The organism is Streptomyces gilvosporeus, assembly GCF_002082195.1.
Taxonomy (GTDB): Bacteria; Actinomycetota; Actinomycetes; order Streptomycetales; family Streptomycetaceae; genus Streptomyces; species Streptomyces gilvosporeus.
This window is the reverse complement of record NZ_CP020569.1, coordinates 2,179,727-2,201,659: the sequence shown is the minus strand read 5'-3', so window position 1 is coordinate 2,201,659 and position 21,933 is coordinate 2,179,727. Positions and strand designations below refer to the sequence as shown.

Annotated in this window: 21 protein-coding genes; 18 read left to right on the top strand and 3 right to left on the bottom strand. The window is 71.4% G+C overall.

All coding sequences use genetic code 11. The features are described from left to right. Positions 1–24: 24 nt before the first annotated feature. Both B1H19_RS09535 and B1H19_RS09530 read right to left on the bottom strand, forming a co-directional pair. Complete coding sequence (locus tag B1H19_RS09535) at positions 25–1,254, bottom strand: DUF349 domain-containing protein (protein WP_083104187.1); 1,230 nt, start codon at positions 1,252–1,254, stop codon at positions 25–27. Between the two features lie 424 nt (positions 1,255–1,678). Then, on the bottom strand, positions 1,679–2,509 hold the full coding sequence (locus B1H19_RS09530; RefSeq protein ID WP_083104186.1) for a peptidylprolyl isomerase: 831 nt from the start codon (positions 2,507–2,509) through the stop codon (positions 1,679–1,681). Positions 2,510–2,715: 206 nt separating this feature from the next. Between B1H19_RS09530 and B1H19_RS09525 the strand changes: the two genes are divergently transcribed. From B1H19_RS09525 to B1H19_RS09510, 4 genes are all read left to right on the top strand, one after another. After that, complete coding sequence (locus B1H19_RS09525; protein WP_083104185.1) at positions 2,716–3,429, top strand: MBL fold metallo-hydrolase; 714 nt, start codon at positions 2,716–2,718, stop codon at positions 3,427–3,429. 11 nt (positions 3,430–3,440) lie between these two features. Further along, complete coding sequence (gene hisS / locus B1H19_RS09520; protein WP_083104184.1) at positions 3,441–4,703, top strand: histidine--tRNA ligase; 1,263 nt, start codon at positions 3,441–3,443, stop codon at positions 4,701–4,703. Between the two features lie 194 nt (positions 4,704–4,897). After that, the gene (locus tag B1H19_RS09515) at positions 4,898–5,542 is read left to right on the top strand and encodes a vitamin K epoxide reductase family protein (RefSeq protein ID WP_083104183.1); all 645 of its coding nucleotides are present in this window, start codon (positions 4,898–4,900) and stop codon (positions 5,540–5,542) included. Between the two features lie 88 nt (positions 5,543–5,630). Then, complete coding sequence (locus B1H19_RS09510; protein ID WP_083104182.1) at positions 5,631–7,004, top strand: replication-associated recombination protein A; 1,374 nt, start codon at positions 5,631–5,633, stop codon at positions 7,002–7,004. A 31-nt stretch (positions 7,005–7,035) separates the two neighbouring features. Here the strand turns inward: B1H19_RS09510 and B1H19_RS09505 are convergent, their stop codons facing one another. Then, positions 7,036–7,827, bottom strand: a complete 792-nt coding sequence (locus B1H19_RS09505) for a DUF2470 domain-containing protein (protein WP_083104181.1) — start codon at positions 7,825–7,827, stop codon at positions 7,036–7,038. A gap of 182 nt (positions 7,828–8,009) precedes the next feature. Here B1H19_RS09505 and rpsD point away from each other — a divergent pair, with 182 nt between their 5' ends. From rpsD to efp, 14 genes are all read left to right on the top strand, one after another. Beyond that, complete coding sequence (rpsD, locus tag B1H19_RS09500; RefSeq protein WP_083104180.1) at positions 8,010–8,621, top strand: 30S ribosomal protein S4; 612 nt, start codon at positions 8,010–8,012, stop codon at positions 8,619–8,621. A 225-nt stretch (positions 8,622–8,846) separates the two neighbouring features. After that, the gene (locus B1H19_RS09495; RefSeq protein ID WP_237289240.1) at positions 8,847–9,278 is read left to right on the top strand and encodes a DUF948 domain-containing protein; all 432 of its coding nucleotides are present in this window, start codon (positions 8,847–8,849) and stop codon (positions 9,276–9,278) included. A gap of 7 nt (positions 9,279–9,285) precedes the next feature. Beyond that, a complete protein-coding gene (locus B1H19_RS09490) occupies positions 9,286–9,633 on the top strand; it encodes a DUF6167 family protein (RefSeq protein WP_083104178.1) in 348 nt (115 codons plus the stop codon). Beyond that, positions 9,633–12,302 (top strand): alanine--tRNA ligase, encoded by a 2,670-nt coding sequence (alaS, locus tag B1H19_RS09485; RefSeq protein WP_083104177.1) that lies wholly within the window; start codon positions 9,633–9,635, stop codon positions 12,300–12,302. Before B1H19_RS09490 ends, alaS begins: the two co-directional genes overlap by 1 nt. A gap of 14 nt (positions 12,303–12,316) precedes the next feature. Next, entirely contained in the window at positions 12,317–12,781 is a 465-nt protein-coding gene (gene ruvX / locus B1H19_RS09480; RefSeq protein WP_083104176.1) for a Holliday junction resolvase RuvX, read from the top strand. A 130-nt stretch (positions 12,782–12,911) separates the two neighbouring features. Further along, positions 12,912–14,663 (top strand): endolytic transglycosylase MltG, encoded by a 1,752-nt coding sequence (gene mltG, locus B1H19_RS09475; RefSeq protein WP_083104175.1) that lies wholly within the window; start codon positions 12,912–12,914, stop codon positions 14,661–14,663. 9 nt (positions 14,664–14,672) lie between these two features. Continuing rightward, a complete protein-coding gene (locus B1H19_RS09470; protein ID WP_083104174.1) occupies positions 14,673–15,500 on the top strand; it encodes a shikimate dehydrogenase in 828 nt (275 codons plus the stop codon). 146 nt (positions 15,501–15,646) lie between these two features. After that, the gene (gene aroC / locus B1H19_RS09465; protein WP_083104173.1) at positions 15,647–16,831 is read left to right on the top strand and encodes a chorismate synthase; all 1,185 of its coding nucleotides are present in this window, start codon (positions 15,647–15,649) and stop codon (positions 16,829–16,831) included. After that, entirely contained in the window at positions 16,828–17,370 is a 543-nt protein-coding gene (locus B1H19_RS09460) for a shikimate kinase (protein WP_083104172.1), read from the top strand. Before aroC ends, B1H19_RS09460 begins: the two co-directional genes overlap by 4 nt. After that, positions 17,367–18,458, top strand: coding sequence for a 3-dehydroquinate synthase (gene aroB / locus B1H19_RS09455; RefSeq protein ID WP_083104171.1), 1,092 nt, complete (start codon positions 17,367–17,369; stop codon positions 18,456–18,458). The genes B1H19_RS09460 and aroB overlap by 4 nt, the downstream gene beginning before the upstream one ends. Before the next feature lie 73 nt (positions 18,459–18,531). After that, entirely contained in the window at positions 18,532–18,972 is a 441-nt protein-coding gene (gene aroQ / locus B1H19_RS09450; RefSeq protein WP_083109515.1) for a type II 3-dehydroquinate dehydratase, read from the top strand. Between the two features lie 216 nt (positions 18,973–19,188). Continuing rightward, positions 19,189–20,127, top strand: coding sequence for a Pro-rich N-terminal domain-containing protein (locus B1H19_RS09445; RefSeq protein WP_083104170.1), 939 nt, complete (start codon positions 19,189–19,191; stop codon positions 20,125–20,127). Positions 20,128–20,195: 68 nt separating this feature from the next. Then, entirely contained in the window at positions 20,196–21,302 is a 1,107-nt protein-coding gene (locus B1H19_RS09440; protein ID WP_083104169.1) for an aminopeptidase P family protein, read from the top strand. Between the two features lie 64 nt (positions 21,303–21,366). After that, a complete protein-coding gene (efp, locus tag B1H19_RS09435) occupies positions 21,367–21,933 on the top strand; it encodes an elongation factor P (protein ID WP_083104168.1) in 567 nt (188 codons plus the stop codon).

Here is a 21,933-nt window from a genome sequence, read left to right as displayed (position 1 = left end):
CCGGGCCCTTCGGCGTCCGATACCTCAGCCGCCGAACTCCTCCAGTCCCTTCAGCGCCTGGTCCAGCAGCGCCCTGCGCCCCTCCAGCTCACGGCCGAGCTTGTCCGCCTTGGCGGTGTTGCCCGCGGCGCGCGCCGTCTCGATCTGCTTCTCCAGCTTGTCGACGGCGTCCTGGAGCTGGCCGGTCAGCCCCGCCGCGCGGGCCCGCGCCTCGGGGTTGGTCCGCCGCCACTCGGCCTCCTCGGCCTCCTGGATGGCGCGCTCGACGGCATGCATCCGGCCCTCGATCTTCGGCCGGGCGTCGCGCGGCACATGGCCGATGGCCTCCCACCGCTCGTTGACCGATCGGAACGCGGCCCGCGCGGACTTCAGGTCCGTGACCGGGAGCAGCTTCTCGGCCTCGATGGCCAGCTCCTCCTTGCGGGTCAGGTTCTCCCGCTGCTCGGCGTCGCGCTCGGCGAAGACCTCGCTGCGCGCCTGGAAGAAGACGTCCTGCGCACCGCGGAAGCGGTTCCACAGGTCGTCCTCGTGCTCGCGCTGCGCCCGGCCGGCGGCCTTCCAGTCGGCCATCAGCTCGCGGTAGCGGGCGGCGGTGGCGCCCCAGTCCGTCGACTGCGACAGCGACTCGGCCTCCTTGACCAGCCGCTCCTTGGTCTTACGGGCCTCCTCGCGCTGCGCGTCCAGCGAGGCGAAATGCGCCTTGCGCCGCTTGGAGAACGCCGAGCGGGCGTGCGAGAAGCGGTGCCACAGCTCGTCGTCCGCCTTGCGGTCCAGCCGCGGCAGGCTCTTCCAGGTGTCGACCAGCGCCCGCAGCCGCTCGCCCGCCGCCCGCCACTGCTCGCTGGCGGCCAGCTCCTCGGCCTCGGCGACCAGCTTCTCCTTGGCCAGCCGGGCCTCGTCGCTCTGCTTGGCCTTCTGCGCCTTGCGTTCCTCGCGCCGCGATTCGACGGTCTCGACGAGCTTGTCCAGCCGCTTCCTCAGCGCCTCCAGATCGCCCACCGCGTGGTGCTCGTCGACCTGCTGCCGCAGATGGTCGATGGCGGTCTGGGCGTCCTTCGCCGACAGGTCGGTGGTCTTGACCCGGCGCTCGAGGAGGCCGATCTCGACGACCAGGCCCTCATACTTGCGCTCGAAGTAGGCGAGGGCCTCCTCGGGAGTACCCGCCTGCCACGATCCGACGACCTGCTCGCCGTCGGCGGTACGCACGTACACGGTCCCCGTCTCATCGACGCGGCCCCATGGGTCGCTGCTCACAGCGCCTCCTCCACATGATGCCGACGGGGGCGTGCGGCCCCCCGGCATCGTCCACAGTTTCTGTCCGGCAGAGCCGCGCCCTGGCCGGTCCGACGTGCTCTCTTGCGGGTGAGGGTGGCACCGCCGGGCGGGCACCCTGCCCCACCGCCAATCTAGGCGACCGGCGTCCGGCTGTCCGCATCCAGCACGACCGAAATTCCGCGGTTCGGCCTGGGGAGCAATAGGGATCGGGAGAAGGAGCGGCGTCTGGTGCGGTCGATCGCAAGGCGCCGGAAGGTCCTCGTAGCGGAGCTACTAGGGCATTTCGGCAACGCCGCGAGCGGCCGTGCCGGGCGCCGCGACGCCGATCCCTATTGCTCCCCAGGCCGTTAGGCCGCGGGCGGACGTGCGGAACGGCGGAAAGCCGCATGCCGGTCACCGGGGGTCAGCTCCTGGCGACCGTCGCCCTGTCGATGACGACGGTGGCGTTGGGCGCCGTACTGCCGATCTGCGGGTCCGGCCGCGACCCGGCCGCGGCGATCTTCTTCAGGACGTCCATACCGCCGGTGACGGTCCCGAACGGCGTGTAGTTCGCGGGCAGCGGGCTGTCCTTGTAGACGAGGAAGAACTGACTGCCGCCGCTGTTGCGGGTGTTGTCGTGCTTACCGTCGTAGCTGTTGGCCATCGCGACCGTGCCCGCCGGATAGACACCGCCCTTGATCTTCGGGTCCTTGAGGTTCTCGTCCGGGAGGGTGTAGCCGGGGCCGCCGGTGCCGGTGCCGGTCGGATCGCCGCACTGGAGGACGTAGATGCGCCGGTCGAGGAAGCGGTGGCACCGGCTGTGGTCGAAGAAGCGCTTGCCGGCCAGGAACGCGAAGGAGTTCACCGTGTGCGGTGCCCCGGCCGCGTCCAGCTTCAGCTCGATCTGTCCGCAGGTGGTGTGGAGGGCCGCGGTGTAGGAGGCGCCGGTGTCGATCGACATGGCCGGTTCCTTCTTCCACTTCGCCTTGGACGGGGCGCCCTTGGCGGGTGTCTGGCACGGATCCGGCGCGGCGGTGGACGAGGGATCGGCCGCCGCCCGGTCGTCGGCCCGGTCGTCGCCCATGAGCGCGGCCGACGAGAACGCGGCCACGCCCGCGGCCAGGGCCACCGCCAGGGCGGACGCGATGATCACGGTGCGCCGCCGAGCCCTGTGCTGCGCGGCGGTGCGCCGCTGCTGCTGGCGCGCGTACTTCTCCCGGGCGAGCTGCCGCCGCCGCTGATCCTTGCTGACCACCGGTCGTCTCCTTGTCCGATCATCGCTGGGCATCGAGTGGGTCGCGTTCCGGGCGTCGCGGTCCGGCCGTCGGGGGCCGTCGTCCGCCGTGGCCGTACCGTATACGGGTTCGCCCCCGCGGGAGTCGCGTCGGTAAGCTCTGGAGCTGCCGAGATGTTCCGGGAGCACTCCCGCGGACCGACCGCCACCGACCCTTAAGGACGAACGTGCTGATTGCCGGGTTCCCCGCCGGGGCCTGGGGGACCAACTGCTATCTGGTCGCCCCCGCCGCAGGCGAGGAGTGCGTGATCATCGACCCGGGCCATCAGGCGGCCCAAGGAGTCGAGGAGGCGCTCGCAAAGCATCGGCTCAAGCCCGTCGCCGTCGTCCTCACCCACGGCCATATCGACCATGTCGCCTCGGTCGTCCCGGTGTGCGGCGCGCACGACGTCCCCGCCTGGATCCACCCCGAGGACCGCTTCATGATGAGCGACCCGGAGAAGGCGCTGGGCCGCTCCATCGGTCAGCAGCTCATGGGGGAGCTGACCGTCGGGGAGCCGGACGACGTCAAGGAGCTGACCGACGGCAGCGCGCTGGAACTGGCCGGAATGGAGTTCTCCGTCGCGCACGCACCGGGCCATACCAAGGGGTCGGTGACGTTCCGGATGCCCGAGCAGGCGGATGTTCCGCCGGTCTTCTTCTCGGGCGACCTGCTGTTCGCCGGCTCCATCGGACGCACCGATCTGCCGGGCGGCGACCACGCCGAGATCCTCCGGTCGCTGGAGCGCGTATGCCTCCCGCTGGACGACTCGACCGTGGTCCTCTCCGGCCACGGCCCCCAGACCACCATCGGCCATGAGCGCGCCACCAACCCCTTCCTGCGGCAGGTGGCCGCCGGCCTCGGAGACGGCATCGCCGCCGCTCCACGACGAGGAATGTGACGAGACCTTCCGTGAGCACCTTTCAGGCACCCAAGGGCACCTACGACCTGCTGCCGCCGGATTCCGCCACCTATCTGGCGGTCCGCGAGGCGATCGCCGGCCCGCTGAAGAACTCCGGCTACGGCTACATCGAGACACCCGGCTTCGAGAACGTCGAGCTGTTCGCCCGCGGCGTCGGTGAGTCCACCGACATCGTGACCAAGGAGATGTACGCCTTCGAGACCAAGGGCGGCGACCGGCTGGCGCTGCGCCCCGAGGGCACCGCGTCCGTGCTGCGCGCGGCGCTGGAGGCCAACCTCCACAAGGGCGGCAACCTCCCCGTCAAGCTCTGGTACTCCGGCTCGTACTACCGCTACGAGCGTCCGCAGAAGGGCCGCTACCGCCACTTCTCGCAGGTCGGCGCCGAGGCGATCGGCGCGGAGGACCCGGCGCTGGACGCCGAGTTGATCATCCTGGCCGACCAGGCGTACCGCTCCCTGGGGCTGCGCAACTTCCGCATCCTGCTCAACTCCCTGGGCGACCAGGAGTGCCGCCCGGTCTACCGCGCCGCGCTCCAGGACTTCCTGCGCGGACTCGACCTGGACGACGACACCCGCCGCCGGGTCGACATCAACCCGCTGCGCGTCCTGGACGACAAGCGCGAGTACGTACAGAAGCAGCTGACCGGGGCGCCGATGCTGCGCGACTACCTGTGCGAGGCGTGCAAGGCGTACCACGAGCAGGTGCGCGAGCTGCTGACCGCGGCCGGGGTGGCCTTCGAGGACGACGAGAAGCTGGTGCGCGGGCTGGACTACTACACCCGCACCACCTTCGAATTCGTCCACGACGGCCTGGGCTCGCAGTCCGCGGTCGGCGGCGGCGGCCGCTACGACGGCCTGTCCGAGATGATCGGCGGGCCCGCGCTGCCGTCCGTCGGCTGGGCGCTGGGCGTCGACCGTACGGTCCTGGCGCTGGAGGCCGAGGGCATCGCGCTGGACATCCCCGCCGCGACGTCCGTCTACGCGGTCCCGCTCGGCGACGAGGCCCGCCGGGTGCTGTTCGGCGCGGTCACCGAGCTGCGCCGGGCCGGTGTGGCCACCGACTTCGCCTACGGCGGCAAGGGCCTGAAGAACGCCATGAAGTCCGCCAACCGCTCCGGTGCCCGGCTGGCGCTGGTGGCCGGCGAGCGGGATCTGGCCGAGGGTGTCGTCCAGCTCAAGGACCTCACCAGCGGTGAGCAGACGCCGGTGGCGCTGGACGCCGTCGTGGACGAGGTCCGGCGGGCGCTGGGCTGAGCCGGGCCGGCAGCGGCCGGGGTTGTCAACGGGCGGCGCGCGGATTCACACGGTCCGGGCGCCGCCCGTTTCTGCACCGCTCTTTATGCACAGCGAACGGTGGCCCGTCGGCGAGTTGAGGCAGAATGAACGGCGCGCCCGCGGCCTCGCGGGCCCGCCCGGCCCCTCTGCCCAGCGACCGACGGAACGGCGATATGACGATGACAGCGGCTGACGACGTGTCCACCGACGACCGGCCCGCCGGCGACGCGGGCACCATCGGATCGGGCCGCGGCTACGCCCTGCTCCTGGTGATCACCAGCGCGCTGGGTCTCCTGGCGGCGTGGGTCATCACCCTGGACAAGTTCGAGCTGCTCAAGAACCCGAACTTCCAGCCGGCGTGCAGCCTCAACCCGATCATTTCCTGCGGCAATGTCATGAAGAGCCCGCAGGCGAACGTCTTCGGCTTCCCCAACCCGATGGCCGGCCTGGTCGGCTTCGGCGTGGTGATGGCCATCGGCATGGGCCTGCTGGCCGGCGCCCGCTTCCGCCGCTGGTACTGGATCGGGCTGAACATCGGCACCCTGCTCGCCACGGTGTTCTGCATGTGGCTGATGTCCCAGTCGCTTTACGTGATCAACTCGCTGTGCCTGTGGTGCACGCTGACCTGGTGCGTCACCATCCTGATGTTCTGGTACACCACCGTGCACAACCTCAAGCACCGCATCATCCCGGCCCCCGACGGGCTGCGCCGGACCGTGGTGGAGTTCCACTGGGTCGTGCCGGTGCTCTGGTACGGCGTGATCGCGCTGCTGATCCTCACCAAGTGGTGGTCGACGTACTGGAGCACCCTGCTCTAGCGTCTCGCCGCGCCCGTGACTCTCGCGCCCCGGCCCGTCCCCCTGGACGGCCGGGGCGTTGTCAGTGGGGTGGCATAGGCTCGTCGACGTGGAGCCCGACCTGTTCACCGCCGCCGCCGAAGACCGTCAGGAGAAGGACCCCGCGGGGTCCCCGCTCGCCGTACGGATGCGTCCGCGCACGCTCGACGAGGTGGTGGGGCAGCAGCATCTGCTCAAACCGGGATCGCCGCTGCGGCGGCTGGTGGGGGAGGGGCAGGGAGGACCGGCGGGCCCGTCGTCCGTCTTCCTCTGGGGCCCGCCCGGCATCGGCAAGACCACCCTCGCGTATGTCGTCAGCCAGGCGACCAACAAGCGCTTCGTGGAGCTCTCCGCGATCACGGCCGGGGTCAAGGAGGTGCGCGCGGTCATCGACGGCGCCCGCCGCGCGTCCGGCGGCTTCGGCAGGGAGACCGTCCTGTTCCTGGACGAGATCCACCGCTTCAGCAAGGCCCAGCAGGACTCGCTGCTGCCGGCCGTCGAGAACCGCTGGGTCACCCTGATCGCCGCGACCACCGAGAACCCCTACTTCTCCGTGATCTCCCCCCTCCTCTCCCGCTCCCTCCTGCTGACCCTCGAACCGCTGACGGACGAGGATCTGCGCGGGCTGCTGCACCGCGCGCTGACCGACGAGCGGGGGCTGGCCGGCGCCGTCACCCTGCCCGCGGACACCGAGGCGCATCTGCTGCGGATCGCGGGCGGCGACGCCCGGCGGGCGCTGACGGCCCTGGAGGCCGGGGCCGGGTCCGCGATAGCCAAGGGCGAGCAGGAGATCACGCTCCAGACGCTGGAGGAGTCCGTCGACCGGGCGGCGGTGAAGTACGACCGGGCCGGCGATCAGCACTACGACGTCGCCAGCGCGCTGATCAAGTCCATCCGCGGTTCCGATGTGGACGCGGCCCTGCACTATCTGGCCCGCATGATCGAGGCCGGTGAGGACCCCCGGTTCATCGCCCGCCGACTGATGATCTCCGCGAGCGAGGACATCGGGCTGGCCGATCCGACGGCCCTGCCGACCGCCGTCGCCGCCGCCCAGGCCGTGGCCATGATCGGCTTCCCCGAGGCGCGGATCACGCTCAGCCAGGCCACCATCGCGCTGGCCCTGGCCCCCAAGTCGAACGCCGCGTATCTGGCGATCGACGCCGCCCTGGCGGACGTCCGCGCGGGCCACGCCGGCGCGGTGCCGCCCCATCTGCGCGACAGCCACTACCAGGGCGCACAGAAGCTCGGCCACGGCCAGGGCTATCAGTACCCGCACGATCTGCCCGGCGGTATCGCCGCCCAGCAGTACGCCCCCGACGAGGTCCACGGCAAGCGGTACTACACCCCCACCCGCCATGGCGCGGAGGCCCGTTACGCCGAGGTCGCCGAGCGCGTCCGGGCCCGTCTGAAGGGCACCCCGGGGGAGCCCGGGGGCGGCGAGTAGTCCGGCCGGGGCCCGACGACCGCGCGGCCCCCTACTGCGCGGCCGCCTCGAACAGGGTGTGCATGGCCCGGCGCAGCTCGGCCACGGAGCGCACCGACTCGGGGAAGTCGAAGCGGGCGTCGAAGGCGTGCCGTCCGGCGTCGGTGCCGCCGTCCGCCGGGGGACGCCCCCCGGACCCGCCGATGAACCGGACGCGCAGCCCGAAGCGGTCCAGCGCCACGGGGACGGCGCGGGCGGCCAGACCGCAGGCCGGGGAGCGGCCGTCGAGCAGGGCGCACAGGCCCTGGACCTGGTCGCTGTGGGCGGAGTGCAGATGCTGGAGCAGTTCGGCCTCGTGCTCGACCAGCGGGTCGGGTGCCGCGGCGGCGAACTCGTCGGGCTCGAAGGGCTCGGCGCCCCACAGGTCGTCCACTGCCCCCTCGCCGACCTCCAGGCGCAGCAGCATCCAGGCGGGCCGCCCGTAGAGCCCCGGCGCCGGGTCGGGCTGGAGGGCCTCGCCGATGCCGAGCAGCTCGCCCACGGGGTGCCGCTCGGCGAGCAGCCGGGCCGCCTCGGCGCGCTGCGCACCCCGCACGGGCGTCAGCCAGCCGGCCACCCAGGCGCGGCCGCGGATGCGATGGGGCACGGATACCGGTGCCACATCGGTGATCTCCATCACGGCCGCACAGTCGTCGTCCTGGGCGTGGGCGGCCGCCCGGGCCGCCGCCGAGTCGCCCGGAACCAGCAACAGCACGTCTCCGTCGGCCGTCACGGTGCGGCAGACCGGGTCGGACAGCCCCGTCCCGTCGGATTCCTCGACTCCTGGGATGCTCAGGGACGCCATACCATGGGACTCGACGAGGGTTCGTACGCGTTCGGCGGCAGTGGGCCGCTGGGCGTCTTCCACGGGACGCGGCTGACCCGCCTCGGTGCGTTCTGCGCCGGGCAGGGGGATCCCAGGTCGAAACATGCGTTCTCCTCGCGCTAAGGTAAGCCTCACCTAACTTACACGGAGGTCCGTTCCACGTGAACCAGTCGCGTCCCAAGGTCAAGAAGTCACGCGCGCTCGGCATCGCGCTGACCCCGAAGGCCGTCAAGTACTTCGAGGCCCGCCCCTACCCGCCCGGCGAGCACGGCCGCGGCCGCAAGCAGAGCAGTGACTACAAGGTCCGGCTGCTGGAGAAGCAGCGCCTGCGCGCCCAGTACGACATCAGCGAGCGCCAGATGGTGCGCGCCTACGACCGCGCCCGCAAGGCCGAGGGCAAGACCGGCGAGGCCCTGGTCGTCGAGCTCGAGCGGCGTCTGGACGCGCTCGTCCTGCGCTCGGGCATGGCCCGTACGATCTACCAGGCCCGCCAGATGGTCGTGCACGGCCACATCGCGGTCAACGACCGCAAGGTCGACAAGCCGTCCTTCCGCGTCCGCCCCGGCGACGTCGTGATGGTCCGCGAGCGCAGCCGCGAGAAGCACCCCTTCCTGGTCGCGCGCGAGGGTGGCTACGCGCCCGACGGCGAGACCCCGCGCTACCTGGAGGTCAACCTCCAGGCGCTGGCGTTCCGCCTCGACCGGGACCCCAACCGCAAGGAGATCCCGGTGATCTGCGACGAGCAGCTCGTCGTCGAGTACTACGCCCGCTGAGCCACGGCCCAGCCGCAGCGACACGCTCAGCCCGCCGTCTCCCCACCGCCGTTCGCGGAGGGGGAGGCGGCGGGCGTGTCTGTGCCGGGCGTTGCCCAGGTACGGGGTACGGACGGAGTGTCACGGCGCGATAAGGTCAAGGGTGCCTCTCGGGCGGGATACGCCGAGCGGGACGAGCCGAGCAGGTCGAGAGCCAGCCCCAAGCAGTCGGAGAGTGGTGCCAGCGTGTCCGGTGGAGAGGTGGCCGGGATCCTCGTGGCCGTCTTCTGGGCGATCCTTGTGTCCTTCCTCGCCGTTGCCCTGGCGAGACTGGCGGGGACCCTCAAAGCGGCCACCAAGATGGTGACCGAGATCTCCGACAAGGCCGTACCGCTGCTGGCCGACGCGTCCGCGACGGTCCGCTCCGCGCACACCCAGCTGGCCCGCGTCGACGCCATCGCCGCCGACGTCCAGGAGGTCACCGCCAACGCCTCCGCGCTCTCCTCGACCGTCTCCTCCGCCTTCGGCGGACCGCTGGTCAAGGTCGCGGCGTTCGGCTACGGAGTGCGCCGCGCGATCGGCAAGAAGGCCGCACCCGAGCCGAAGCGCACCGTCGTCGTCGGCACCTCCCTGCCCGGCGCCCGCCGCGGGCGCCGCAACCGCCGCTCCAAGGACTGATCACGCGATGTTCCGCCGCGCATTCTGGTTCACCACCGGCGCCGCCGCCGGGGTCTGGGCCACCACCAAGGTCCACCAAAAGCTGCGCAAGCTGCAGCCCGACAGCCTCGCCGCACAGGCCGCGGACAAGGCCGTCGAGACCGGACACCGGCTGCGCCAATTTGCATTGGACGTACGCGCGGGAATGGCGGACCGTGAAGAGCAGCTGAACGACGCGCTCGGCCTTCGCCCCACCGGCGAGGTCGCCGAGCTGCCTGCGCCGCGCTCCCACGCGGCGCTCGAAACGCCGTACCGAACCACGAGAACCCCGGGCCGCCCGGGGCTGACCGGACCGACTGGAAATGAGGACCACTGATGGAGTCGGCTGAAATCCGCCGCCGCTGGCTGCGCTTCTTCGAAGAGCGTGGGCACACCGTCGTGCCGTCGGCGTCGCTCATCGCGGACGACCCGACGCTGCTGCTCGTCAACGCGGGCATGGTCCCCTTCAAGCCGTACTTCCTCGGCGAGGTCAAGCCGCCCGCGCCGTGCGCCACCAGCGTCCAGAAGTGCGTGCGCACGCCGGACATCGAAGAGGTCGGCAAGACCACCCGGCACGGCACGTTCTTCCAGATGTGCGGCAACTTCTCCTTCGGCGACTACTTCAAGGAAGGCGCCATCACGTACGCCTGGGAGCTGCTGACCGGCTCGCAGGCCGACGGCGGCTACGGCCTCGACCCGGAGAAGCTCTGGATCACCGTCTACCTCGACGACGACGAGGCCGAGCGCATCTGGCACGAGGTCGTCGGCGTGCCCAAGGAGCGCATCCAGCGCCTGGGCAAGAAGGAGAACTACTGGTCCATGGGCGTCCCGGGCCCCTGCGGCCCGTGCTCCGAGATCAACTACGACCGCGGCCCGGAGTTCGGCGTCGAGGGCGGCCCGGCCGTCAACGACGAGCGGTACGTGGAGATCTGGAACCTGGTCTTCATGCAGTACGAGCGCGGCGCGGGCACCGGCAAGGAGGACTTCGAGATCCTCGGCGAGCTGCCCAGCAAGAACATCGACACCGGCCTCGGCCTCGAGCGCCTGGCGATGATCCTGCAGGACGTCCCCAACATGTACGAGACGGACACCCTGCGCGTCGTCATCGACAAGGCCACCGAGCTCACCGGCGTCCGCTACGGCGACTCGCACGACTCCGACGTCTCGCTGCGCGTCGTCGCCGACCACCTGCGCACGTCCACGATGCTCATCGGCGACGGCGTCACCCCCGGCAACGAGGGCCGCGGCTACGTCCTGCGCCGCATCATGCGCCGCGCCATCCGCAACATGCGCCTGCTCGGCGCCAGGGGCATGGTCGTCGGCGAGCTGCTGGACGTCGTCATCAAGACGATGGGCCAGCAGTACCCGGAGCTGCTTCAGGACCGCCGCCGCATCGAGACGGTCGCCCTGGCCGAGGAGGCCGCCTTCCTCAAGACGCTGAAGGCCGGCACCAACATCCTCGACACCGCCGTCACGGAGACCAAGTCCGCCGGCGGCACGGTCCTGGCCGGCGACAAGGCGTTCCTGCTCCACGACACCTGGGGCTTCCCGATCGACCTCACCCTCGAAATGGCCGCCGAGCAGGGCCTGTCGGTGGACGAGTCGGGCTTCCGCCGCCTGATGACCGAGCAGCGGGAGCGCGCCAAGGCCGACGCCCAGGCCAAGAAGAGCGGCCACGCCAACCTGTCCGCCTACCGCGAGGTCGCCGACCGCTCGGGTGCCACCGAGTTCACCGGATACAGCGCCACCGAGGGCGAGTCCACCGTCGTCGGCCTGCTGGTCAACGGTGCCTCGGCGCCCGCCGCCCACGAGGGCGACGAGGTCGAGGTGGTCCTGGACCGCACCCCGTTCTACGCCGAGGGCGGCGGCCAGCTCGCCGACACCGGCCGGATCAAGCTGGAGTCCGGCGCCGTCGTCGAGGTTCGCGACGTCCAGCAGCCGGTGCCCGGCGTCACGGTCCACAAGGGCGTCGTCCAGGTCGGCGAGGTGGTGCTCGGCTCGACCGCGTACGCCACCATCGACGTCAGCCGCCGCCGCGCCATCGCCCGCGCCCACAGCGCCACCCACCTCACCCACCAGGCGCTGCGCGACGCCCTGGGGCCGACGGCCGCCCAGGCCGGTTCGGAGAACTCCCCGGGCCGCTTCCGCTTCGACTTCGGTTCGCCGACCGCCGTGCCCGGCTCGGTCCTCACCGACGTCGAGCAGAAGATCAACGACGTCCTTGCCCGTGAGCTCGACGTCCATGCCGAGGTCATGAGCATGGAGGACGCCAAGAAGCAGGGCGCCATCGCCGAGTTCGGCGAGAAGTACGGCGACCGGGTGCGGGTGGTCACCATCGGCGACTTCTCCAAGGAGCTGTGCGGCGGCACCCACGTCCACAACACCGCCCAGCTGGGGCTGGTCAAGCTGCTCGGCGAGTCCTCCATCGGCTCCGGTGTCCGCCGCGTCGAGGCGCTGGTCGGCGTGGACGCCTACCGCTTCCTGGCCCGCGAGCACACCGTCGTCTCGCAGCTGACCGAGCTGGTCAAGGGCCGTCCGGAGGAGCTGCCCGAGAAGATCTCGGGCGTCCTGGCCAAGCTGAAGGACGCCGAGAAGGAGATCGAGAAGTTCCGCGCCGAGAAGGTGCTCCAGGCCGCCGCGGGGCTCGCCGAGGGCGCCAAGGACGTGCGCGGAGTGGCCCTGGCCTGCGGCCAGGTCCCCGACGGCACCTCCGCCGACGACCTGCGCAAGCTCGTCCTCGACGTCCGTGGCCGCATCCAGGGCGGCCGCCCCGCCGTCGTGGCCCTCTTCTCGGTCGCCAACGGCCGCCCGGTGACGGTGATCGCCACCAACGAGGCCGCCCGCGAGCGCGGTATCAAGGCCGGTGACCTGGTCCGTACGGCCGCCAAGACGCTCGGCGGCGGAGGCGGCGGCAAGCCGGACGTCGCCCAGGGCGGCGGCCAGAACCCGGCCGCCGTGCCCGAGGCCCTCGAGGCCGTCGAGCGCCTGGTCGCCGAGGCGGCCTGACGCGCGTGAGTGAGATGCGACGCGGCCGGCGTCTCGCCGTGGATGTCGGGGATGCCCGTATCGGGGTCGCCTCGTGCGACCCCGACGGGGTCCTCGCCACCCCGGTCGAGACCGTACCGGGACGTGACGTACCGTCAGCACACCGCCGGCTCAAGGCGATTGTCGACGAGTACGAGCCGCTGGAGGTCGTGGTCGGCCTGCCCCGCTCCCTCAGCGGGGGAGAGGGGCCGGCCGCGGCCAAGGTCCGGGCCTTTGCCCAGGAGTTGGCGCGGAACATCGCCCCCGTAGGGGTTCGGCTGGTCGACGAGCGGATGTCGACGGTCACCGCGACCCACGGCCTGCGGGCCTCCGGAGTGCGGAGCAAGAAGGGCCGTAAGGTGGTCGATCAGGCCGCCGCGGTGGTCATCCTCCAGAGCGCGCTGGAAACCGAAAGGACCTCCGGACAGCCTCCGGGGGAGAGCGTCGAAGTGGTCATCTGATCGCGATACGGTAACGTTCCGCGCGATGTGGCGCCGGTTCGAACAGCCGCGCGTGCAAGTAGAGGCGGATCGGTACACCGCAGTCGCGCTGCCGGGCCGGAGCGCACCGCCTCTCGGCTCTAGGGGATCGATGACCGAGTATGGCCGGGGCTACGGCTCCGAACCGTGGCATCCCGAGGACCCGCTCTACGGAGACCAGGGTTCCTACGGGGGCCAGGCACAGCAGCCCCAGTGGGACGGGCAGCAGTCCGTCCCGTACCCCCAGCAGCAGCACCAGGGGGGACACGGGAGCCAGGGCGGCCACGGCGGCTGGGACGGCTCACAGGGCGGGCAGCTGCCGTACGACCCCTATGACCCGTATGCCCAGCAGGCGCCGGCCGATCCGTACGGCGGTGCGGGCCGCCCCGCCTACGGAAACGGCCCGCAGGACCCCTACCAGGCACAGGACCCCTATCACGCGCCGGACCCCTACCGGCAGCAGGCTGCGGCGCATCCGCAGCACCAGCAGGTGCCGCATCAGCAGCAGTACCCGCCGCAGCAGTACGCCGCGCAGGAGTACGCGCCGCAGCAGTACGAGCAGCACGCCGGGGCGCCGTACGAGCAGCATGTCGAAGCGCCGTACGAGGAGGCCGCGGGCGACGACTGGCGGGCGGAGCCGGAGCCGCGGCGGAAGCCGGAGCCGGAGCACTCGTTCTTCGCGGACGACCGTGAGGACGACGACTACGACGACGAGCCGGACGAGCGCGGCGGCCGCGAGCGGCGCGGCAAGGGCAAGAAGGAGAAAAAGCGGCGCAGCAAGGCCACGTGCCTGGTCGCGGCGCTGGTCTTCGCCGGTGCGGTCGGTGCCGTCGGCTATTTCGGCTACGACTTCTTCATGGCCCATTTCGGATCGGCGCCCGACTATGCGGGCGAGGGCTCCGGCGCCGTGGAGGTCGATATTCCGGACGGTTCGCTGATTTCGGATATGGGACAGATCCTCGCGAAAAAGGGCGTGATCAAGAGCGCCGGTGCCTTCACGCAGGCGGCGTCCGCCGACGACAAGAAGTCGAGGTCCCTCCAGCCCGGTACGTATTCGCTGCGCATGCACATGTCGGCGGCCGCGGCCATGGACCTGATGCTGGACCCCAAGAGCCGCAACGGCCTGACGGTGCGCGAGGGGTTGCGGGCCCGTGCGGTCTATTCGCTCATCGACCAGAAGCTCAAGCTCAAGGCCGGCACCACCAAGAAGGACGCCCTCAGTCACCTCAAGGAACTCGGGCTGCCGTCCTGGGCGAATGACTCGCCGCAGATCAAGGATCCGCTGGAGGGCTTTCTCTTCCCGTCGACGTACAGCGTGGGCGGGAACACGAAACCGGTGGACGTCCTCAAGCAGATGGTGGGACGGGCCACCCAGGCGTATGGCAAGTACGACTTGGAGGCGGAGGCCCGGAAGTTCCATCTGAAGTCTCCGTTGCAGGTCATCACCGTCGCCAGCCTTACCCAGGCCGAGGGTATGACCCATGACGACTTCCGGAAGATGGCCGCTGTCGTCTACAACCGGCTTTCCCCGAGCAACACCGACACCAACCAGAAGCTCCAGTTCGACTCGACGTACAACTACCTGACGAACCAGAGCAAGGCCAATATCGGCTCGCACGAGATCAACAACGCCAAGGACCCCTACAACACCTATCTCTACCGGGGGCTGCCGCCCGGCCCGATCGGCAACCCGGGTGTCGAGGCGCTGAAGGCGACGGTCAATCCGGACACCACCAAGAGGTGGCTCTACTTCGTCTCCATAGACGACAAGAAAACTGATTTCGCCACGACTTTCGCCGAGCACGAAAAACTTGTTGCGGCGCGCAAGAAGTGGCAGCAAGAGCACCATCCGAGCGGGAACTGAGGCAGGGCTGTGTCGGTAACGAAGAAGGCGGCGGTCCTCGGATCCCCCATCGCGCACTCCCTCTCCCCCGTGCTGCACCGCGCCGCCTACGCCGAACTCGGCCTGAGCGGCTGGGAATACGGCCGTCACGAGGTGGACGAGGCGACGCTGGCGGAATTCGTCGGGAAACTCGGGCCCGAATGGGCGGGGCTCTCCCTGACCATGCCGCTGAAGCGCGCGATCATCCCGCTGCTGGACGAGATCTCCGACACCGCGTCCTCGGTCGAGGCGGTCAACACCGTCGTCTTCACGGCCGACGGACGGCGCATCGGCGATAACACCGACATTCCCGGCATGCTCGCGGCGCTGGCCGAGCGCGGGGTGGAGCAGGTCGAGCGGGCGTCCATCCTGGGCGCCGGCGCCACCGCCTCCTCCGCGCTGGCCGCGCTCTCGCGTATCTGCACCGGAGAGGTCACCGCGTACGTCCGCAGCACCGCCCGCGCCGACGAGATGCGCGGCTGGGGCGAGCGGCTGGGCGTCGCGGTGCGCACCGCCGCCTGGGAGGACGCGGCCGAGGCGTTCGACGCGCCGCTGACCGTCGCCACCACCCCGGCGGGCGCCACCGACGATCTCGCCGCCGCCGTGCCGGACCGCCCCGGCACCCTCTTCGACGTCCTCTACGAGCCCTGGCCCACCGCGCTGGCCGCCGCCTGGGCGGACCGCGGCGGCGCGGTGGTCGGCGGGCTCGACCTGCTGGTCCACCAGGCCGTTCTCCAGGTGGAGCAGATGACCGGCCGCGCGCCGGCCCCGCTGGCCGCGATGCGCCGGGCCGGCGAGGCGGCCCTCGCCGGCCGCTGAGCCGACCGGGCGGCCGGCCCCCGCCGCGCACCGACCAGCCCCCGGGCAGCCCGTTCCGCTCCCTGGACGGGGCGCCGCCCTGCCCGGGTGACGTGGGAGGATCAGGGGGAGACCGTACGCGGATGAGCAGTACACGAGGAGCACCGTTGAGCAGGTTGCGCTGGCTGACGGCGGGGGAGTCGCACGGCCCCGCACTGGTGGCGACGCTGGAGGGCCTTCCGGCCGGCGTCCCGATCACCACCGATCTGGTGGCGGACGCGCTGGCGCGCCGTCGGCTCGGCTATGGCCGCGGTGCCCGGATGAAGTTCGAGCGGGACGAGGTCACCTTCCTCGGCGGAGTCCGGCACGGACTGTCGCTGGGTTCGCCGGTGGCCGTGATGGTCGGCAACACCGAGTGGCCCAAGTGGGAACAGGTCATGGCGGCCGATCCGGTCGACCCCGCGGTGCTGGCCGAGCTGGCCCGTAACGCCCCGCTGACCCGCCCCCGCCCCGGTCACGCCGACCTCGCCGGTATGCAGAAGTACGGTTTCGACGAGGCCCGACCGATCCTGGAGCGCGCCTCCGCCCGCGAGACGGCCGCCCGGGTAGCCCTGGGCGCGGTGGCCCGCTCCTTCCTCAAGGAGGCGGCCGGTATCGAGATCGTCTCGCATGTGGTGGAGCTGGCGGCGGCCAAGGCCCCCTACGGCGTCTACCCCAAGCCCTCCGACGTCGAGAAGCTGGACGCCGACCCGGTGCGCTGCCTGGACGCCGATGCGAGCAAGGCGATGGTGGCCGAGATCGATCAGGCCCACAAGGACGGCGACACCCTCGGCGGCGTCGTCGAGGTGCTGGCGTACGGCGTGCCGGTGGGTCTGGGCTCGCATGTGCACTGGGACCGCCGTCTGGACGCGCGGCTGGCGGGCGCCCTGATGGGCATCCAGGCGATCAAGGGCGTCGAGGTCGGCGACGGTTTCGACCTGGCCCGGGTGCCCGGCTCCAAGGCGCACGACGAGATCGTCGCCACCGAGGACGGCATCAAGCGCACCTCCGGTCGCTCCGGCGGCACCGAGGGCGGGCTGACCACCGGTGAACTGCTGCGCGTGCGCGCCGCGATGAAGCCGATCGCGACGGTGCCGCGGGCTCTGGCGACGGTCGATGTGACCACCGGCGAGGCCGCCCAGGCGCACCACCAGCGCTCGGACGTCTGCGCGGTGCCGGCGGCCGGCATCGTCGCCGAGGCGATGGTGGCCCTGGTGCTGGCCGACGCGGTGGTGGAGAAGTTCGGCGGCGACAGCGTCGCCGAGACCCGCCGCAACGTGCGCGGTTTCCTCGACAACCTGGCGATCAAGTGACCTCGCCGGCCGTCGTCCTGATCGGCCCGCCCGGTGCGGGCAAGTCCACGGTGGGTGCGCTGCTGGCCGCGCGGCTCGGCGTGGGCTACCGCGACACCGACGCGGACATCGTCGCCACGGCCGGCAAGCCGATCGCGGAGATCTTCGTCGACGAGGGCGAGCCGCACTTCCGGGAGCTGGAGCGCACGGCCGTACGGGCCGCGCTCGACAGTCACCCCGGTGTGCTCTCCCTCGGCGGCGGCGCGATCATGGACGACGGCACCCGCAAGCTGCTGGCGGGGCTGCCGGTGGTCTTCCTCGACGTCCAGCTCGCCGACGCCGTCAAGCGGGTGGGCCTGGACGCGCCCCGCCCGCTGCTGGCGGTCAATCCGCGCAAGCAGTGGCGCGAGCTGATGGAGCGCCGCCGTCCGCTGTACACCGAGGTCGCCCGCGCCGTGATCGACACCGGGGAGCGCACCCCCCAGGACGTCGTCGAGACGATCCTGGACGCGTTGGAGCTACGGCAGGTGCAGCCTGTCGACAGGGAGGAACAGGCATGACGGAGCAGGCCACCCGCATCCAGGTGGGCGGTACGGCGGGCACCGACCCGTACGAGGTGCTCGTCGGGCGGCAGCTGCTCGGCGAACTCCCCGGCCTGATCGGCACCGCGGCCAAGCGGGTCGCGGTGCTGCACCCGGAGGCGCTGGCCGCCACCGGTGAGGCGCTGCGCGAGGATCTCGCGTCCCAGGGCTACGAGGCGATCGCCATCCAGCTGCCGAACGCCGAGGAGTCCAAGACCGCCGAGGTCGCCGCGTACTGCTGGAAGGCGCTGGGCCAGACCGGCTTCACCCGCACCGATGTGATCGTCGGCGTCGGCGGCGGCGCCACCACGGACCTCGCCGGGTTCGTGGCCGCCACCTGGCTGCGCGGGGTGCGCTGGATCGCCGTGCCGACCACCGTGCTCGGCATGGTGGACGCGGCCGTCGGCGGCAAGACCGGTATCAACACCGCCGAGGGCAAGAACCTCGTCGGCGCCTTCCACCCGCCGGCCGGGGTGCTGTGCGATCTGGCCGCCCTCGACTCCCTTCCGGTGCACGACTACGTCTCCGGTCTGGCCGAGGTCATCAAGGCCGGTTTCATCGCGGATCCGGCCATTCTCGATCTGATCGAGTCCGACCCGGAGGGCGCCAAGCGCCCCGACGGCGCGCACACCGCCGAGCTGATCGAGCGTGCCATCCGGGTCAAGGCCGAGGTGGTCTCCGCCGACCTCAAGGAGTCCGGTCTGCGCGAGATCCTCAACTACGGGCACACCCTGGCGCACGCCATCGAGAAGAACGAGCGCTACAACTGGCGCCACGGCGCGGCCGTTTCGGTCGGCATGGTCTTCGCCGCCGAGCTCGGCCGGATCGCCGGCCGCCTGGACGACGCCACCGCCGACCGCCACCGCGCCGTCCTGGCCTCGGTCGGACTGCCGCTGACCTACCGCGGCGACCAGTGGCCCAAGCTGCTGGAAACGATGAAGGTCGACAAGAAGTCCCGCGGCGACCGGCTGCGGTTCATCGTCCTGGACGGCCTGGCCAAGCCCACCGTCCTGGAGGGCCCGGACCCGGCCATGCTGCTCGCCGCCCACGCGGAGATCGCCGAGTGAACGAGCGAAGCGAGAGACCCATCAAGAGGTGCACCCCTGGCGAATGCCAGGCCGAGCGAAGCGAGGGATGGGCATGAACCGGCCGGTGCTCGTCCTCAACGGCCCCAACCTCGGCCGCCTGGGCTCCCGTGAGCCCGATGTCTACGGTGCCACCTCCTACGCCGGCCTGGTCGAGCAGTGCACCGCGCTCGGCAAGGAGCTGGGCTTTGACGTCGAGGTCCGCGAGACCAACGACGAGGGGGAGATGATCCGCTGGCTGCACGAGGCCGCCGACGCCTCGCTCCCGGTCGTCATCAACCCCGGTGCCTTCACGCACTATTCGTACGGCATGCGGGACGCGGCCGCGCAGCGCACCGCCCCGCTCATCGAGGTGCACATCTCGAACCCGTACGCCCGCGAGGAGTTCCGCCACAATTCGGTCATCGCGGCCGTGGCCAGCGGTACGGTGGCCGGTTTCGGCATCGGCTCGTACCGTCTCGCGCTGCGGGCCCTGGCCGAGGAACTGACCGGCTGACGCCCTTCTTCCCGGGCACTCCCCGCCGCCCTCGGCCGTTCACCCCGTGAGCGCCGGGGGCGGCGGACGCCAGAGAGCCTCCACCCACCGGCAGTTGGGAGGGTACCGTTCACCTCGGCACCACCCACGCCGACGGCTACCGCTGGGGGCACCCCCACCCCGCATGAGCTGGGGGAGCACCGCATACGTCGACCGCACGAGACGGAGATCCATCGGATGCAGTACGCAGTGGGGGCTCCGCTGCCACCGCCCCGCCGGCCGGCATCCGACACGGGGGCCACCATGAACTGGACCCCCCACCACGGACAGCCCATACCGCCGAGCCCACCGCCGGCCCCCGCGGCGCCACCGCCGCCTCCCGCGCCCCCTGCACCTCCCGTACCGCCTGCCCCGCAGCAGCCCGCCGCACCCCAGCCCGCCGCGCCCGGGGCCCAGCAGCCCGGCGCGCAGCAGCCCGGCTGGGGCGGCCCCGCCCCGTACCAGGAGGCGCCCACCCCGCAGAGCACGGACATCACCGGCCATCTGCGGCTGCCCCCGGGCGCCCCGGTGGCGCTGCCCGACCCGCCGGCCGACGCCGCCGCCCACGACGCCGCCGCGCACGCCACCGTCGCGGTCCTGCTGATCGGCCCGGCCGGCGCCGGCAAGACCAGCGTCGCCCGCCACTGGGCCGACACCCGGCGGGTGCCCACCGCGCACATCAGCCTCGACGACGTGCGCGAATGGGTCCGCGCGGGCTTCGCCGATCCGCAGCAGGGCTGGAACGACAACTCCGAGGCGCAGTACCGCCTCGCCCGCCGGACCTGCGGCTTCGCCGCCCGCAACTTCCTGGCCAACGGCATCTCCTGCATCCTCGACGACGCCGTCTTCCCCGACCGCCCGGTCGTCGGCCTCGGCGGCTGGAAGCGGCATGTGGGCCCCGGCCTGCTGCCGATCGTGCTGCTGCCGGGCCTGGAGATCGTCCTGGAGCGCAACGCCCGCCGCAGCGGCAACCGCCGGCTCTCCGACGAAGAGGTGGCCCGCATCCACGGCCGGATGGCCGGGTGGTACGGCTCCGGGCTGCCGATCATCGACAACTCCCAGCACGACGTCGCCACGACCGTGCGCGTGCTCGACGATGTGGTCGCCCGTTCCATCGCCAGCCCGCCCAGCTGGTAGCCACCGCACGTCCCCCGGGCGGCGGCCCTCGACCGGCCGTCCGGGCGGTGCCGCCGTACTCTCGGGATATGTCCGAGTTGTACGCGGTCCGACGCACGCGGCTGCGCGACCGCGTGGCCGGAGCCGGAAGCACGGCCGCACTGATCTCGCGCCCCGCCAATGTCCGCTACCTCACGGGCTGTGCCCCGTCCGGCGCCGCCCTGCTGCTGGGCCCGGCCGATGACGTCCTGGTCTGCGGCATGCCGCTGAGCGGCGACCCGTCCGAGGGGCGGCCCGCCGAGGACGTGCGGATCTCCGTGCTGCCGACCCGGGGCGGCGACCCCGTCGTGGCGGGCGCCGATCTGGCCGCCAAGTCCGGCGCGGACACCCTGGCCGTCGAGGAGCACCATCTGACCGTGGCCCGCCACCGGGCGCTCGGCCAGGTCGCGCCCCGGGTGCGGCTGGCGGACCTGGGCTGTGCCGTCGAGGCGCTGCGGCTGGTCAAGGACGACGACGAGATCGCCTGTCTGCGCATCGCCGCCGAGATCACCGACCAGGCGCTGGGCGAACTGCTGGAGTCGATCCTGGTGGGCCGCACCGAACGCCATCTGGCCCTCGAACTGGAGCGCCGGCTCGTCGACCACGGCGCCGACGGACCGGCCTTCCCCACCTCCGTCGCCACCGGCCAGAACTCCGGCCGCCCCGGACATCTGCCCACCGACCGGCGGGTCGAGGAGGGCGACTTCCTGTCCGTCAACCTGGGCGCCAATTACCGCGGTTACCGCTGCGAGATCGGCCGGACGTTCGTCATCGGCACCACGCCCGCCGACTGGCAGATCGACCTCTACGACCTGGTGTTCGCCGCGCAGCGGGCGGGCCGGGAGGCGCTGGCGCCGGGTGTGCAGTGCCGCGAGGTGGACCAGGTGACCCGCCGTACGCTGGTCGCCGCGGGTTACGGTGAGCGGCTCGGGCCCTGGACCGGGCACGGGGTGGGACTCGAAATCGACGAGGACCCGCAGTTGTCACCGGCCGCCATGGGTAAACTGGACGCTTGCGTGCCGGTCACCGTCGAACCGGGGGTTCACCTCCCGGGCCGCGGGGGTGTCCGGATCGACGACACACTCGTCGTCCGTCCCGAGGCGGACGGCGGGCCCGAGCTACTCACGATCACGACCAAGGAGCTGCTCGCACTGTGAGCCGTAGCGGCTCGGTGCCCGGCTTCGTGGTCCCACCACCTGCAGTCCAGGAGATTCCGCAACCGTGGCATCCACGAACGACCTCAAGAACGGCATGGTGCTCAAGCTCGAAGGCGGCCAGCTCTGGTCCGTCGTCGAGTTCCAGCACGTCAAGCCCGGCAAGGGCCCGGCCTTCGTCCGCACCAAGCTCAAGAACGTGCTCTCCGGCAAGGTGGTGGACAAGACCTTCAACGCCGGTGTGAAGGTCGAGACGGCCACCGTCGACAAGCGCGACATGCAGTTCTCCTACATGGACGGCGACTACTTCGTCTTCATGGACATGAAGGACTACGACCAGCTGCACATCGACCGCAAGACGGTCGGCGACGCCGCCAACTTCCTCGTCGAGGGCTTCGAGGCGACCGTCGCGCAGCACGAGGGCGAGGTGCTCTTCGTCGAGCTGCCGGCCGCCGTCGAGCTGACCGTCAAGGAGACCGAGCCGGGCGTCCAGGGCGACCGCTCCACCGGTGGCACCAAGCCCGCCACCCTGGAGACCGACTACCAGATCCAGGTGCCGCTCTTCATCACCACGGGCGAGAAGATCAAGGTCGACACCCGCACGAGCGACTACCTCGGCCGGGTGACCAGCTAA

Coding starts and splice junctions, on each gene's coding strand:
- ruvX (WP_083104176.1), top strand. CDS start 12,317: ATGCGACGCGGCCGGCGTCTCGCCGTGGATGTCGGGGATGCCCGTATC.
- mltG (WP_083104175.1), top strand. CDS start 12,912: ATGACCGAGTATGGCCGGGGCTACGGCTCCGAACCGTGGCATCCCGAG.
- B1H19_RS09515 (WP_083104183.1), top strand. CDS start 4,898: ATGACGATGACAGCGGCTGACGACGTGTCCACCGACGACCGGCCCGCC.
- aroQ (WP_083109515.1), top strand. CDS start 18,532: ATGAACCGGCCGGTGCTCGTCCTCAACGGCCCCAACCTCGGCCGCCTG.
- alaS (WP_083104177.1), top strand. CDS start 9,633: ATGGAGTCGGCTGAAATCCGCCGCCGCTGGCTGCGCTTCTTCGAAGAG.
- aroB (WP_083104171.1), top strand. CDS start 17,367: ATGACGGAGCAGGCCACCCGCATCCAGGTGGGCGGTACGGCGGGCACC.
- B1H19_RS09490 (WP_083104178.1), top strand. CDS start 9,286: ATGTTCCGCCGCGCATTCTGGTTCACCACCGGCGCCGCCGCCGGGGTC.
- B1H19_RS09445 (WP_083104170.1), top strand. CDS start 19,189: ATGCAGTACGCAGTGGGGGCTCCGCTGCCACCGCCCCGCCGGCCGGCA.
- B1H19_RS09440 (WP_083104169.1), top strand. CDS start 20,196: ATGTCCGAGTTGTACGCGGTCCGACGCACGCGGCTGCGCGACCGCGTG.
- B1H19_RS09505 (WP_083104181.1), bottom strand. CDS start 7,827: ATGGCGTCCCTGAGCATCCCAGGAGTCGAGGAATCCGACGGGACGGGG.